This is a genomic window from Muriicola soli (assembly GCF_004139715.1).
Taxonomy (GTDB): domain Bacteria; phylum Bacteroidota; class Bacteroidia; order Flavobacteriales; family Flavobacteriaceae; genus Muriicola; species Muriicola soli.
The window spans coordinates 1,651,016-1,664,856 of sequence record NZ_CP035544.1; the positions used below are offsets into that span (position 1 = coordinate 1,651,016).

16 protein-coding genes are annotated in these 13,841 nt (G+C 42.2%); 8 read left to right on the forward strand and 8 right to left on the reverse strand.

Going from position 1 to position 13,841, the window contains the following annotated elements:
* Nucleotides 1-22: 22 nt before the first annotated feature.
* On the reverse strand, nt 23-334 hold the full coding sequence (locus EQY75_RS07455) for a hypothetical protein (protein WP_246019822.1): 312 nt from the start codon (nt 332-334) through the stop codon (nt 23-25).
* A gap of 128 nt (nt 335-462) precedes the next feature.
* Between EQY75_RS07455 and EQY75_RS07460 the strand changes: the two genes are divergently transcribed.
* A complete protein-coding gene (locus EQY75_RS07460; protein ID WP_129604454.1) occupies nt 463-1,230 on the forward strand; it encodes a hypothetical protein in 768 nt (255 codons plus the stop codon).
* 52 nt (nt 1,231-1,282) lie between these two features.
* Here the strand turns inward: EQY75_RS07460 and ligA are convergent, their stop codons facing one another.
* Both ligA and prmC read right to left on the reverse strand, forming a co-directional pair.
* Nucleotides 1,283-3,280 carry an NAD-dependent DNA ligase LigA gene (ligA, locus tag EQY75_RS07465; protein ID WP_129604457.1) on the reverse strand — a complete coding sequence of 666 codons (1,998 nt, stop codon included), beginning with the start codon at nt 3,278-3,280 and terminating at the stop codon, nt 1,283-1,285.
* A 14-nt stretch (nt 3,281-3,294) separates the two neighbouring features.
* Entirely contained in the window at nt 3,295-4,152 is an 858-nt protein-coding gene (gene prmC / locus EQY75_RS07470) for a peptide chain release factor N(5)-glutamine methyltransferase (protein WP_129604459.1), read from the reverse strand.
* Between the two features lie 130 nt (nt 4,153-4,282).
* On the opposite strand from prmC, the gene ribD reads away from it, so the two are divergent.
* The 4 genes from ribD to EQY75_RS07490 are packed head-to-tail and all read left to right on the forward strand — an operon-like array spanning nt 4,283 to nt 7,414.
* Nucleotides 4,283-5,335 (forward strand): bifunctional diaminohydroxyphosphoribosylaminopyrimidine deaminase/5-amino-6-(5-phosphoribosylamino)uracil reductase RibD, encoded by a 1,053-nt coding sequence (gene ribD, locus EQY75_RS07475; protein ID WP_129604462.1) that lies wholly within the window; start codon nt 4,283-4,285, stop codon nt 5,333-5,335.
* Nucleotides 5,328-5,930, forward strand: coding sequence for an HAD family hydrolase (locus EQY75_RS07480; protein WP_129604464.1), 603 nt, complete (start codon nt 5,328-5,330; stop codon nt 5,928-5,930). The genes ribD and EQY75_RS07480 overlap by 8 nt, the downstream gene beginning before the upstream one ends.
* Nucleotide 5,931: 1 nt before the next feature.
* Entirely contained in the window at nt 5,932-6,795 is an 864-nt protein-coding gene (locus EQY75_RS07485) for an EamA family transporter (protein ID WP_129604466.1), read from the forward strand.
* Between the two features lie 10 nt (nt 6,796-6,805).
* Nucleotides 6,806-7,414 carry an IMPACT family protein gene (locus EQY75_RS07490; protein ID WP_129604469.1) on the forward strand — a complete coding sequence of 203 codons (609 nt, stop codon included), beginning with the start codon at nt 6,806-6,808 and terminating at the stop codon, nt 7,412-7,414.
* 23 nt (nt 7,415-7,437) lie between these two features.
* Here the strand turns inward: EQY75_RS07490 and EQY75_RS07495 are convergent, their stop codons facing one another.
* On the reverse strand, nt 7,438-7,839 hold the full coding sequence (locus tag EQY75_RS07495; RefSeq protein ID WP_129604471.1) for an acyl-CoA thioesterase: 402 nt from the start codon (nt 7,837-7,839) through the stop codon (nt 7,438-7,440).
* A gap of 202 nt (nt 7,840-8,041) precedes the next feature.
* On the opposite strand from EQY75_RS07495, the gene dnaA reads away from it, so the two are divergent.
* Genes dnaA through EQY75_RS07510 form a run of 3 tightly spaced genes read left to right on the forward strand, consistent with a single transcriptional unit; the run spans nt 8,042 to nt 10,641 of the window.
* Nucleotides 8,042-9,466 (forward strand): chromosomal replication initiator protein DnaA, encoded by a 1,425-nt coding sequence (dnaA, locus tag EQY75_RS07500; protein WP_129604474.1) that lies wholly within the window; start codon nt 8,042-8,044, stop codon nt 9,464-9,466.
* A gap of 6 nt (nt 9,467-9,472) precedes the next feature.
* Nucleotides 9,473-9,922, forward strand: coding sequence for a low molecular weight protein-tyrosine-phosphatase (locus EQY75_RS07505; RefSeq protein ID WP_129604476.1), 450 nt, complete (start codon nt 9,473-9,475; stop codon nt 9,920-9,922).
* A complete protein-coding gene (locus tag EQY75_RS07510; RefSeq protein ID WP_129604478.1) occupies nt 9,919-10,641 on the forward strand; it encodes an SAM-dependent methyltransferase in 723 nt (240 codons plus the stop codon). The genes EQY75_RS07505 and EQY75_RS07510 overlap by 4 nt, the downstream gene beginning before the upstream one ends.
* 14 nt (nt 10,642-10,655) lie before the next feature.
* Here EQY75_RS07510 and EQY75_RS07515 read toward each other — a convergent pair whose 3' ends face one another.
* The 4 genes from EQY75_RS07515 to dapF form a co-directional block, all read right to left on the reverse strand.
* Entirely contained in the window at nt 10,656-11,288 is a 633-nt protein-coding gene (locus EQY75_RS07515; protein WP_129604480.1) for a hypothetical protein, read from the reverse strand.
* A 150-nt stretch (nt 11,289-11,438) separates the two neighbouring features.
* Nucleotides 11,439-12,476: an endolytic transglycosylase MltG gene (gene mltG / locus EQY75_RS07520; RefSeq protein WP_129604483.1), complete on the reverse strand. Its 1,038-nt coding sequence runs from the start codon at nt 12,474-12,476 to the stop codon at nt 11,439-11,441.
* Nucleotides 12,467-13,000 (reverse strand): GNAT family N-acetyltransferase, encoded by a 534-nt coding sequence (locus EQY75_RS07525; RefSeq protein WP_129604485.1) that lies wholly within the window; start codon nt 12,998-13,000, stop codon nt 12,467-12,469. Before EQY75_RS07525 ends, mltG begins: the two co-directional genes overlap by 10 nt.
* Nucleotides 12,994-13,770, reverse strand: coding sequence for a diaminopimelate epimerase (gene dapF, locus EQY75_RS07530; protein WP_129607031.1), 777 nt, complete (start codon nt 13,768-13,770; stop codon nt 12,994-12,996). Before dapF ends, EQY75_RS07525 begins: the two co-directional genes overlap by 7 nt.
* Nucleotides 13,771-13,841: the final 71 nt, after the last annotated feature.

Sequence of the window (13,841 nt, forward strand, 5' to 3'; positions counted from 1 at the left end):
GTCCAACAGATAATCGAAACAATTATAAGGCATCCCCCAAGCATGCTTTGTTGAAGAGTACAGTGAATTCCTCATTAAGAGAGTGGGAGGGCCTTAATTTTCCTGCCTTTTTATACCAATAATCTGCATTCCAAAGATCTCCCTCCTTCCGGTGTAAATAAGCGTGAATCCATTGAGCTAAAAGTGTATTCCTGTTATCGACTAAGGCATGCGCCTTTTCCCAATCGCCTTTCGCATCCCACCAGAGAGCTTGCAAAGTTTCTGGCCAATTTAAAGGGGGTGTTTCCGCTTTCAGGCTGACATCAAATTCATTAAAATCAATAGGCAGTTTCACAAGCTTGGATCGATAAGTTTTTTATGGTCTTCGGACATAAAATTATAGGTTTCGTCCTAAATCATACAAGGCCAACAGTAGAATGTTCTTACTTACTGCAATAACCTAATCCATTAAATAAACAAAAGATGAAAAAAACCTTTAAGTGCAGTTTAGTTGCTATGTGCCTTATATTGGCCGGTTTTAGCAGTATTCAGGCACAGGAGAACACCAAAGAACCCATCTGGGAATCCATAATGCTGGTCCCGGATCACACCCAGTTAAAGACATTGGGCGAAAACATGCGTAAACACAATATGAAATACCACAAAGAGGGGGCGTTTCAATCCTATGTTTACAATATTTCAACTGGTCCCAATACCGGGAAAATCGTCTGGATGATGGGACCATTAAAGTACTCTGATCTTGACACCAGGCCGGCAGAGGGAGGTCATGATGAGGATTGGAGAGACAATATCATGCCTTATGTAAAACGTTTGGAGCAAGGGGAGTATTGGAAAGAAATTACAAAGTGGTCTAATACCAAGATGCTCGCAGAAAGTGGTCCTGAATATACCATCCTGTACACTCGCTATTGGGAAGTGAAGCCAGATCATGGCTTTGGGGTAGATACCCACCTTAAAATGGCCAGTGAAACTATTAAGGCCATGCCGGGAGTCCATCCCTGGGGCGTTTACGACAATGAATTTATACAAGGTAATATTGGAAGACATATCGCCACAGTTTCTTTCTTTAAAAATTGGACAGAATTTGATACGTCCTGGAATTTCAGAGCAACCTTTGATAAGGTCCATGGAGAAAATGCCTGGGATACATTTATAAGCAATCGTGATGCGACCTATTCAAACTGGTGGGACGAAATTTGGATCTTTGATGCAAACCTGAGTGGTAATTAATATATAACTCTAGCAGATATTATAAATAAACCTCCTAAGATGATTAGGGGGTTTATTTTATTAGATCGAGAAATTCCTCTTCCGAAATTATGGGCACTCCCAAAGTTTCAGCCTTAGTGCGTTTACTGGGACCCATATTGTTTCCGGCTACGAGGTAAGACGTTTTGGAAGAAATAGAAGAGCTCACCTTGCCGCCGTTATCTTCTATCAGTTTTTTTAATTCGTTGCGCTCCAGGTTTTCAAAAACACCGGAAACCACCAAAGTTTTCCCCTTCAGCAAGTCGGTTTGATTCTCCAACTGAGCCTCCGAAAGTGAAAATTTTAAGCCGTGTTTTCTGAGTTCTTCTATAATTTCTCTATTTTTTTCTTCCTCAAAAAAGGAAACAACACTTTCTGCGATCCGTTGTCCTATTTCGTTTACCTGCATCAGGGATTCCTGACTCGCTTCCATCAGGGCGTCAATGTCTTTAAATGCCTTGGCCAGGACCTTAGCCACGGTTTCACCTACGTATCGTATTCCAAGGGCAAAAAGCACCCGCTCAAAAGGTATATTTACAGAATCTGCAATTCCCTGGATGAGGTTTTCAGCCGACTTGTCGGCCATCCGCTCCAAAGGAACTACCTGCTCCTTGGTTAAGGTGTACAAATCCGCATAATTTTCAATAAGCCCTTCATTAAAAAGCAACTCGACCGTTTCTGCACCCAAGCCTTCTATATCCATGGCCTTCCTCGAAATAAAATGCTGTATCCTACCGGTGATCTGAGGCGGACACCCGGTGATATTGGGACAGAAATGCTGAGCTTCCCCTGCCTGTCGCTGAAGGAGGGTATCACATTCCGGGCAATTCGTAATGTATTTGGTGGGGCTCGAATCTTCGGGCCTCCTGGATAAATCAACACCCACAATCTTAGGGATGATTTCCCCTCCTTTTTCCACAAAGACTGTATCCCCTTCTCTAATGTCGAGTTTCGCTATCTGATCTGCATTGTGAAGGGAGGCACGCTTTACGGTTGTCCCTGCCAATAGCACAGGCTGTAAATTGGCTACCGGAGTAATTGCCCCTGTCCTGCCTACCTGATAAGTAATTTTCTCCAGGACAGAACTAGACTGTTCCGTCTGAAATTTGTAAGCAATAGCCCACCTCGGCGATTTAGCCGTATAGCCCAGTTCCTCCTGCTGAATCAGATTGTTCACTTTGATAACCACCCCGTCGGTTTCATATGGAAGATCATGTCGATGAGTATCCCAATGGTCCAGATAAGTCAAAACTTCATCCATAGTTTTGCATAGCTTTGCCTCTTTAGGAATCTTAAAACCCCATTTCCTGGCCTTATCGAGGAGTTCATAGTGATTGGCCGCAGGAAGATTCCTACCAACCAAGGCGTATAACAGGCAATCAAGAGGTCTTTCTGCCACAAGGGCACTATCCTGCAATTTTAAACTTCCTGAGGCCGTATTTCTGGGGTTCATATAGGGATCATCACCATTCTTAATACGCTCTTTGTTCATTTTCTCAAATCCTTCGAGAGGAAGGATAATCTCACCCCGGATATCAAATTTCTCAGGATAATCACCTCTCAATTTTAAAGGGACAGATTTTATAGTTTTGACATTGGCCGTAACCTCATCTCCCTGAAAACCATCCCCCCGGGTAAGCGCCCTGGATAAGGTTCCATTTTCGTAAGTCAGACTGATGGAAGCCCCGTCGTATTTCAACTCGCAGGTATATTCAACTTTTGCGCCGCCCAGTATTTTGTTTACACGCTTCTCCCATTCTAACAATTCTTCCCTGGAATAGGAATTATCCAAAGAATACATCCGCTGTTCATGCTCCAGGGTATTAAAATTTTTGGTCACCGCTCCCCCTACCCTCATGGTAGGCGAACTCGCATCTTTAAATTGGGGGTTTGCATCTTCCAGAGCCTGTAATTCCTTTAGTTTAAGATCAAATTCATAATCAGATATTACGGGGGCATCTAGTACATAATAGCGGTAATTATGGTCGTGAAGTTCCTTTCTCAGGGCATGAATTCGCTCTTCCGGAGTCATATCTGTTTAATATTTTATTTTTTAGAATTGATTGCTTTTACATATCTGTCCCTGCCGTGGAGATCCCTGCTTAGTTCAATCGATTCAAAATTATGATCTTTAAGCAAGCTACTTACCTCTTTTCCAAAACGCTGATTTATCTCAAGGTAGATTGCTCCGCCTTCAACCAATGCTTTTCGGGCTTCTCTTACAATATATTCATAAAACACCAATGGCTTATCATCGGGTACAAAAAGCGCCATAGGAGGTTCCGCTTCTTTCACATGTTCTTCCATCTCTGATTTTTCCATGTCCAGAACATAGGGTGGGTTTGAAACTATAATGTCATAGTAATCTTGGGTGAGATTCATAATTCTTATGTCGGATTCGACCCATTCTACATCAAGCTCATTAAGACGGGCATTTTCCTTTGCCATTTTTAAAGCCCCGGGGGATAAATCAATTCCTTTGATATTGGCATCCGGGAGATACTTTGAAAGGGAAAGAGCAATACAGCCACTGCCTGTTCCTATATCTAATATTCTGAGAGGTCCGGAAAAATCCTTGTAGTCTTTTATAATTCTACGAACCAGTTCCTCTGTTTCCGGTCTTGGAATCAGTACGTTCTTATTTACCTTAATAGGAAGATCCATAAAGTATGTAATTCCTAAAACATACTGCAGCGGTTGTCCCTGTTTTAGTGCGGAAAGACCCCTGAAGAAAACTCCCTCCTCCTCCTTAGTAATAATCCATTCGGGATGTAAGGCTAAATGAAATTTCGGTAATTCTAAATAGTGTTCAATAAAATAATAGAAAAAATGGTCCACTTCATCACTGCCGTATCGCTGGTCCAACTCTTTGTGGAAAATGTGTTTTATTTCTTTTAATAGCACTTCACAAATATTTGAACTTCAATCGGATACATCCTTCCAGAATCCTTTAAGCTAATTAGAATAAAACTTGGCTTTATCCCTACAAATATAGCCAGCCTAACAATCCCTTTTATTGTCCTATTTTTGCGAAGTGAAGATACACGAAAAATATATTCTTAGATGTATTGAACTGGGGAAAAACGGGCTGGGAACCACAGCTCCAAACCCTATGGTGGGGTGTGTTATTCTCTGTGATAATACAATAATTGGAGAAGGATTTACCAGTCCCTTCGGTGGACATCATGCTGAGGTTAATGCTATCAATTCGGTAAAAGACAAATCTTTACTCAAAAAAGCTACCTTATACGTCAGCCTTGAACCCTGCTCTCATTTCGGAAAAACTCCTCCGTGTACAGATTTAATCATTAAATCCGGTATTCCCCGGGTTGTAATAGGCTTGAAGGATCCTCATAGCAAAGTTGCCGGGAAAGGTATTCATGCTTTGAGAAAAGCCGGTATAGAAGTTATATTTCCCGTCCTGGAAGAAGCCTGTGAAGATCACCACAAAAGATTTCTCACTTTTCACCTGAAGAAGAGGCCTTATATCATTCTAAAATGGGCAGAGAGCGCAGACGGCTATATTGCCCCAACTAGTGAATTGCGCGAGAAAAAACCTCAACCCTTCTGGATTTCCAATCGCTACTCAAAACAGCTGGTTCATCAATGGAGAGCAGAGGAACAGGCCATTTTAGTGGGCACTAATACCGTGCTGGAGGACAATCCAAAATTAAACGCAAGGACATGGGTGGGTAAAAGTCCTTTGCGGGTAGTGCTTGACAGAGAATTAAAAATACCATCAGACTATAACGTATTTGACGATTCAGCGGACACTCTGGTATATACAAATTCGGATAGCGACGGACCGAAGCAAAAAGGGGCAGAAATCCAGACAATCGATTTTTCAAGAAAGGTTGTAGAAACGATTTGTCAAGATTTACACAGCAGGCAGGTTCAGAGCATCATTGTGGAGGGCGGGGCTCAGACACTTATTTCCTTTATCAAGGCAAAAGCCTGGGACGAAGCCAGGATATTTGTTGGTAATTCTGAATTCGGAGATGGGATTAAAGCCCCCGTGATCACGGCCAGGGAGATTGAAAAGAAACGCATCGCAACCGACACTTTAAGAATTCTGAAAAATGATTAAAAATATCCTCTTTGATTTTGGAGATGTCTTTATCAACCTGGACAAGGGTGCCACTTTAAGGGAATTGTCAGAAGCGGGGTACGATGTGATAGCAGCAGAACTTTACCCACTTATGATTAGCTATGAAAAAGGACTTTTGCCAACTTCTGAATTTGTTAAGTCGGCACAATATTACTTTCCTGGACTGGAAACCATGGATTTGATCTCGGCCTGGAATGCGATAATTCTGGATTTCCCTGAAGACCGGCTCACATTTTTAAAACAGCTGGCAGCCAGGGAGAATTACAGACTCTTTTTATTGAGTAACACCAACGATTTACATATCACAAAAGTTAAAAAGGAGATGGGAGAAAAAAAATTCAATGCCTTCAGAAAATGCTTCGAGGGTTTTTACCTTTCCCATGAATTAAAAATGCGAAAGCCCGATGCTGAGGTCTTTTTGACCATATTGGAAAATCACTCTTTAAAGCCCAATGAAACCCTCTTCGTAGACGATACGCTTGAACACATTGTCAGTGCCGATAGGTTGGGATTGAAGACCTGGCATTTGCAGGTGGGAAAGGAAGCAGTAACAGACCTCGATAAGCATTTGTAATATGCTAGATCTCGCCCTGAGTATTCTTTGTTCCAGCTTGATTTTTGTGATCTTTAAGCTGTATCCCCGTTTTAAGGTACAAACACTATACGCCATCATCGTCAACTACTTCACCGCTTGCCTAGTAGGGTTCACTCTAATGGAGAACAGCGTTAGTCCCATGGAGATTCCCGGCAAGAGCTGGTTTTCGGGAACCCTTATCTTAGGAGTACTCTTTATTATCATTTTTAACCTCATGGCCAAAACTTCACAGGTATTAGGTGTTTCCGTTGCCTCAGTTGCCACCAAGATGTCATTGAGTATCCCTGTTCTATTAGGGGTCATTATATACGGAGAAGAATTGGGTATTGTAAAGGCTTTAGGGGTTCTGCTGGCCTTGTGTGCAGTTTACTTCAGCTCAATGAGAAAGGCTCATCTACCCTTTGACAAAAGGACTTTATACTTACCTCTCCTTGTTTTTCTGGGCTCAGGCGTAATCGACGCCAGTATTCAATATGCAGAGCAATTTCTGGTGCCTTCGGATGAATTTCCTGTATTTTCTTCCACAGTTTTCGCTAGTGCGGGCTGTTGTGGTTTAATTTTTATTCTGATCAGATCCAAAAAAGAAAAAATCCGAATTGCCCCTCAAAGTATTTTGGGTGGTTTGGCACTGGGTGTACCCAACTTCTTTTCGATCTATTTTTTGCTTCGTGCTCTACAGAACGAAGTGCTGAACAGTGCATCTGTATTTACAATCAACAACGTGGCGATTGTTATGTTCTCGACGCTCCTGGGAATCCTGTTATTCAGGGAGGTGCTAACTGTAAGGAATTGGATAGGAATAGGTCTGGCTATTCTGAGTATCATCCTGGTTGCCGCATTTTAAGTACGATACTATGGCCTCAGATCAATACAAAACAATATCCTCTTCGGCAGAAGGCCTTATACATAAGGATAGGAATAGTAAATTTCTTGGTTTTGCATACCCTGTGTCAAATGAAGAGGAAATCAAAACCATACTAGCAGAATTAAGGCAGCAGCATAAAGGAGCCAATCATGTATGTTATGCCTGGCAAATGGGCGTGGAACCGCATAGATGGCGGGCAAATGATGATGGTGAACCCAACAATTCTGCCGGATTGCCTATTTACGGTCAGATACAGGCCTATGGCATCACAGATGTGCTGGTGGCTGTGGTAAGGTTCTTTGGAGGCACAAAACTAGGCGTAGGCGGACTCATATCAGCCTACAAGCAAACGGCCCAAATGACACTTGAAGAAGTAAGGATCATTACCAAAACCGTATTCAGTACATTAATCGTTGAGTTTGATTACCAAGCTATTAGTTCTGTAATGCGATTGATTAAAAAGAATCAGCTTCAATTTCACGATCAAACAGAAGGAACTAAGGCGCAATACACCTTAGAGGTTCCGAGGAATAAACTGATGGTGATCAAAAAGAAGCTCGAAGCGATAAAAGGTGTTCAACTTTCTACTCCAACATAAAGCAGGCGGGGTTGTATTTGACTTTATATTTGAAGCTGTTTTAATATCGCGTCAGGGCATTTGATCGGACGTGACGTTTTCATATCCATAAAGGCTAAAACTGTTCTGGCCGTCGCTAACAACTCGTCTTCCTCATTGCGTATTTCATATTCAAATTCAATTCTTACCAGAGGGGGTTTAACCAATTTGGTGATAACCGTAATCAGGTCGTCATACGTTGCCGATTTCCTGAATTCCAGCTGTAGAGAAATTACCGGCAACATAATCCCGTCTTTTTCCATCTGTTTGTAAGAAAATCCCAGCGACCTCAACCACTCTACCCTACCCATCTCCAGGTATTGCGCATAATTACCGTGATAAACTACACCCATCTGGTCTGTTTCACCATAGCGAACCCGAAAAGAAAATTTGTTTTGATGCCCCATTTATCAGTTAAAAAGTATATATTTAAAGACGAGTGATCATGCGCCGGAACATGCGAAAAAAAAAGGATAAATTCAACCTCAAATCATTTTTTTTTTAGCTTTTTTGTTCACATATTTGTCTCACTCAAAAAGAAGGTTTCACATAACTTTCTTTAACCAACTGGCTTAAATCACTAACCAACAAAATAAGAGTTTTTTTAAAATGAGTGTTACTGCTAATTCCGTATGGAACAATTGTTTGGCATTTATCAAAGATAACATCCAACCGCAGGCATTCAAAACATGGTTTGAACCTATCAAACCGGTAAGACTTTCCGAAAAGGCTCTAAGTATCCAGGTTCCAAGTAAGTTCTTTTACGAATGGCTGGAAGAACATTACGTTAAATTATTAAAAGTTGCACTCACCAAGGAACTCGGGGAGCAGGCCAAATTGGTCTACATTATTAAAATGGAGAACACCTACGGGAACAAAGAACCATTTACAGAGCGCATACCCAGTACAAATCGTGGGAATGTAAGTTCACAGGAGATGGATGTCCCCGTAAAATCAAAAAATCCAGAGCTGAAGAACCCCTTCGTTATTCCAGGAATCCGGAATATCAAAATAGAATCTCAGCTCAATCCCAATTACAATTTTGAAAATTTTCTAGAAGGTGATTCCAACCGGCTGGCGAGATCGGCAGGAATGGCTGTGGCAAACAAGCCCGGTGGCACATCCTTTAATCCGCTCTTGATCTTTGGCGGCGTTGGCCTTGGAAAAACACATCTGGCTCACGCTATCGGAGTAGATATCAAAGACAAATATCCGGAGCGCACTGTACTCTATATTTCAGCAGAAAAGTTTACCCAACAATATATTGAATCTGTAAAAAAGAATACCCGCAACGACTTTATCCACTTCTATCAGTTGATCGATGTATTGATCATTGATGATGTGCAATTCCTATCCGGAAAATCAGGTACTCAGGACGTTTTCTTCCATATTTTCAACCACTTACATCAAAATGGAAAACAAGTGATCCTCACATCAGACAAGGCGCCTGTAGATATGCAGGATATTGAACAACGTCTGTTATCGAGATTTAAATGGGGCCTTTCTGCGGAACTCCAGAATCCGGATTACGAAACAAGGATTTCCATCCTCAAAAACAAACTTTACCGAGATGGAGTAGAGATGCCGGATGATATCATTGAATATGTAGCCAAACACATCAAGACCAATATCCGAGAACTGGAAGGAGCTATTATTTCATTGATCGCCCAATCTTCTTTTAACAAACGGGAAGTAACACTCGAACTGGCACAACAGGTAGTTGAAAAGTTTGTAAAAAACACCAAGCGGGAAGTCTCTATAGATTACATACAAAAAGTAGTCTCGGATTACTTTGAGATGGATGTCGCTACGCTTCAATCCAAGACCAGAAAACGCCATATTGTCCAGGCCAGGCAACTGGCAATGTTTTTTGCGAAGAAATTTACCAAAGCCTCACTGGCCAGTATCGGATCCCAGATTGGGAAGAGAGATCACGCTACGGTTTTACATGCTTGTAAAACTGTCGATAATCTCGCTGAGACCGATAAACAATTCAGAAAATACATAGAAGACCTGACCAAGAAGTTTTCCTAAGCTGGTATGAAAAAAAGAGTACTCATGGTGTGTCTGGGAAATATTTGCAGATCTCCATTAGCTGAAGGGATCCTCAAATCTAAGGTAGATCCCGGGAATGTGGAAGTGGATTCTGCCGGTACTGCCGGGTATCATGTTGGCAATCCTCCCGATCCCAGATCGGTTGAGGAAGCTAGGAAAAATCAAATAGACATAAGCGGGCAACGATGTCGGAAATTTCAAAGGGAAGACTTTTTTGAGTTTGATCACATTTTTGTGATGGACAAAGACAACTACAGGGATGTTTCGGCACTGGCGCCGGATGAGAATCACAGGAAAAAAGTTCGCTTACTTTCGGAAGGAATTCCGTCATTACCAACAGAGGTACCCGATCCTTATTACGGGGGTCAGGATGGATTTAAAAATGTTTTTAAGCTGATCGACGAGGCTTGTGAAAAACTGGCAAGTGAGCTATGAGCAAATCGGAAACCACGCCCGGGAAACTATACCTCATCCCCACAACACTAGGGGGTACTGCACCACTTGAAGTGTTGCCAATTTCAATCAAACAGGCTGTTGAGGCGATAGATTACTATATCGTAGAGAACGAAAAAACGGCCCGGCGTTTTATTAAAAGTATAGCACCCAGAAAATCACAGCCCTCGCTCCACATAGAACAGTTAAATAAATTCACGGAACCTGATATTATTCCTGCCTTCCTTGATCCTTGTTTTAAGGGCCATAATATAGGAGTTTTGTCAGAAGCCGGAAGTCCGGCTGTTGCCGATCCCGGAGCTGAAGTGGTTCGCCTGGCTCATGAGAAGAATATAAAGGTGGTCCCTCTGGTTGGCCCGTCTTCCTTAATACTCGCCCTGATGGCCAGCGGTTTAAATGGCCAGCATTTTTGTTTTCACGGATATCTCCCCATCGAAACCGTTGAGCGTAAAAAAAGTCTGAAGGCCTTGGAGCGGGAGTCCAGAGAAAGAAACCAGACTCAACTTTTTATTGAAACTCCTTACAGGAATGACAAATTGTTTCAGGATCTGATCAAGGTATTGTCGCCATCTACTATGCTCTGCATCGCAGCCGATATTACGCTACCCGGGGAATTTATTCGCACCATGCCTGTATCATCCTGGCAAACCCAGTCGCCGGATTTACAAAAAAGACCAGCGATCTTCCTCCTGCATGCGTAACAAACTGTTAGCCGTTATATCTTAGGGTTTTTCTCCGCGACTATAGCCGAGACATCGTATCCGGAAAATTTCTTCAGGTAATTGGAAATACTTGTACCATAGGCGTCCGCAACGTCTAGTTGTCCATAAGACCTCAGGAACTTTTTAACATTTCCGGGTCCCGCCAGATGAGCCGCAGCAAGAATACCCGATTCCGAAATTTCGATTCCTCTTATCGTCTTACCGACAAATCTTCGGATATCTCTTCTGAGAATCCATTTGTTACGCGATAAATTGGTCCTGAATACTTCCTCTTGAAGCGTGGGATCATTTAGAAATTGAGTTGCGTTGTAAACTCCCATCAATTGAAGTGTTCCAATGCCAAACTGATACTTGCCCAGGTAACCTAAAGTGTTAATTGTAAAGTAGTTACCCTGAGATTCCTTAAAGGCCAAAGCCTCTTTGAATCCAACAAAGGAACTACCCACAAAGGGCGGTATCACCATTGAAGATGGCACTTTGGTTCTGTCTTTGGGAAACAAAACCGGCGTAGGTTCTCTAACGATTAGCGCTTCAGGTACTTTTATTTCATTCTTCGGAGAAGTGCCAAAGCTCGCTAACATTAAAATCATGATAAGAGGACAGAATAAACATATCCACTTTCTCATAGGTGTGTTTTCTTAAGACTTAAAATCCAAAAAGGGATCTGCTTAAATTTCACACTTCAAAGATAAAGCAGCTTTTTTCTTACAGCCTCATAGTGAACTTAGTTTTGTGATACTTTTAGGACTAGTGGATTATTTTTACCGATGAACTACTTATCTGTTAATATTTTGGCTATTTATCCATCGGACGTATTGCGCTTTATTCCGGTTGTGTTGTTGCAAATTCTTCGCGAATTTGTGATATCCAAAATTCTCCACGTCTGCAACAAAATAGTAGTAATCGTGATTCTCTGCATTTAAAACCGCATCAATCGCCGAGATATCCGGCATTGCAATTGGGCCTGGTGGCAGCCCAGCGTACTTATAGGTATTGTATGGGGAATCGATGGTAAGATCCCGATAAAGGACCCGTCGTATAATAGTATCCCAGTTATTCAGTTGTCGTTTTAGGGCAAAGATCACCGTAGGATCGGCCTGCAAGGCCATACCTTTCCGCAATCGATTTAAATAAACCCCCGCTACTCTGGGCCTTTCATCTACTTTAGCACTTTCCTTCTGAACTATGGAGGCCAGGGCAATCACTTCATTTGGACTTAAGCCCAGCTTTGCAGCTTTTTCCATGCGATCCTGATTCCAAAACCTGTCGTATTCCTCTACCATCCTGTTTCTGAAGTCGGGTGCAGACGAATTCCAAAAGAATTCATAGGTGTTAGGGATATAAAGGCCAATACTGGTTTCGGCAGACAGGTTTCTATCCTTCAGGAATTTTTCATCGAGAAACGAAGCGAGCAGGGAACTACTATCTGCCTCAATTTGTGTGGCAATCCTACCCGCAAGTGCCGGTAGGGATTCCTGATTATTAAAAGAAACCATTACGGGTGTATTCGCAGAGCGAAGGATGTTGACGATCTCGTTGTTGTTCATACCTTTTTTAAGGATGTACTTCCCACCTTTTATTCGGTATTGCTTTTTCTCTGCCACCGTCTGGAAAGCACTGAAATCCTCTAAAAGAGGTGCTAAACGTTGCTGCAGCTCTAACATATCTGCCCCGGAAGGGATGTAAACCGTAGCTTCATTTTTTTCAAAGGCCGTATTTGGAGAAAAAAAGGCGGAGTATACAAAATAAACGAAAACACCACCCCCTAATACCCCCAGCAGTAAAACGGCGATGACAATTCTTTTTAAGTACATATTGGATTAAATTTTTGATATAAATACTGATCTTTATAAGTTCCCTGCCATCTTATCCAGTCTTTCTTGATCCCGGTCTTTATAAACCCCAATTTTTCAAACAAGTTAATACTAGGCATATTATCCTCCAGCACATGGGCAAATACCTGCCTCACATTTAAGGTGGAAAAAGCATAGCCTGTAACGAGATCGACAGCTTCTGCACCAAATCCTTTATTTCGTTTTTCCTGATCGAGAATTACCAGACCCAGTCCTACGCGTTCGTGCTTGGGATTAAAATCAAAGAGGTCAATCAAACCCATACGCTGCCCTTTTAAATCGCAAATGGCGAGTCGCAATTGCTTTACTTCATATATATCCCTGTGAGCGTTGTCTAAGTACTGCTTCAGGACATGGCGGGAATACGGATATTGTGTCCCGCTGATCTCCCACAGGTCGGTATCATTTTCCAGCAGGTATAGAAAATCCAGATCCTCCGGTTCTAATGCTCTTAGAAGAACTTTTTTGCCTTTGAGTTTTACCACCTGATTGTGCCTTTAAAAACAAATGTTGCGGGTCCTTCCAGTACAACATCTTCGTATCCCTTTTTGGCCGCCTTAAAAGTTACCCAAAGATCACCTCCTTTAGTCTTGATGTGAATCCTATCGGCCTCCGTTTTTGAGCTAAAATGCATAGCCAAAGCTACTGCCGTTACCCCTGTTCCACAGGAATACGTCTCATCTTCCACTCCGCGTTCATAGGTCCTCACCCAGAAGCTGTCAGGAGCCAGCTGTTCAACAAAATTCACATTACTACCCTTCTCCCCATATATGCCATATCTGATCCTCCTGCCTTCTTTTACGACATCCATGGAGTTGAGATCTTTTGAGAGTTGAACGTGATGTGGTGAGCCTGTATCCAGGAAATACGCATTTCTTTTTTTACTGATTCTGCCTACGTCCGACATCTTTAACGCCACCTGTTTCCCCGAAACAGAAGCACGGTGGTTTCCGTCGCTCGCCTCAAAAGAAGCCTCCTTTTGTACGATTCCCAAATCTTTGGCAAAAGCTACCAGGCATCGGCCCCCATTACCACACATCGAACCTATTTTCCCGTCGGCATTGAAGTAGACCATTTTAAAATCTGCCGACTTGTCATTTTCCAGCAGGAGCAGGCCATCAGCACCAATGCCAAAACGTCTGTCACACAGTTGTTCAATGAGATTGGTATTGTTTTTGGGAAATATATCCAGACGGTTATCGACAATGATAAAGTCGTTGCCAGTGCCCTGATATTTGTGAAATTGAAGTTCCATAGCCAAGATCAAGGTACAAAGATAGGACATTATTTAAGGTATTTTTAGCAGTTAAAAAGGCGTTAAAGAGC

Coding starts and splice junctions, on each gene's coding strand:
- EQY75_RS07510 (WP_129604478.1), top strand. CDS start 9,919: ATGAGCAAATCGGAAACCACGCCCGGGAAACTATACCTCATCCCCACA.
- EQY75_RS07480 (WP_129604464.1), top strand. CDS start 5,328: ATGATTAAAAATATCCTCTTTGATTTTGGAGATGTCTTTATCAACCTG.
- dapF (WP_129607031.1), bottom strand. CDS start 13,770: ATGGAACTTCAATTTCACAAATATCAGGGCACTGGCAACGACTTTATC.
- EQY75_RS07505 (WP_129604476.1), top strand. CDS start 9,473: ATGAAAAAAAGAGTACTCATGGTGTGTCTGGGAAATATTTGCAGATCT.
- EQY75_RS07460 (WP_129604454.1), top strand. CDS start 463: ATGAAAAAAACCTTTAAGTGCAGTTTAGTTGCTATGTGCCTTATATTG.
- mltG (WP_129604483.1), bottom strand. CDS start 12,476: ATGTACTTAAAAAGAATTGTCATCGCCGTTTTACTGCTGGGGGTATTA.
- EQY75_RS07495 (WP_129604471.1), bottom strand. CDS start 7,839: ATGGGGCATCAAAACAAATTTTCTTTTCGGGTTCGCTATGGTGAAACA.
- EQY75_RS07490 (WP_129604469.1), top strand. CDS start 6,806: ATGGCCTCAGATCAATACAAAACAATATCCTCTTCGGCAGAAGGCCTT.
- dnaA (WP_129604474.1), top strand. CDS start 8,042: ATGAGTGTTACTGCTAATTCCGTATGGAACAATTGTTTGGCATTTATC.
- EQY75_RS07485 (WP_129604466.1), top strand. CDS start 5,932: ATGCTAGATCTCGCCCTGAGTATTCTTTGTTCCAGCTTGATTTTTGTG.
- ligA (WP_129604457.1), bottom strand. CDS start 3,280: ATGACTCCGGAAGAGCGAATTCATGCCCTGAGAAAGGAACTTCACGAC.
- EQY75_RS07515 (WP_129604480.1), bottom strand. CDS start 11,288: ATGAGAAAGTGGATATGTTTATTCTGTCCTCTTATCATGATTTTAATG.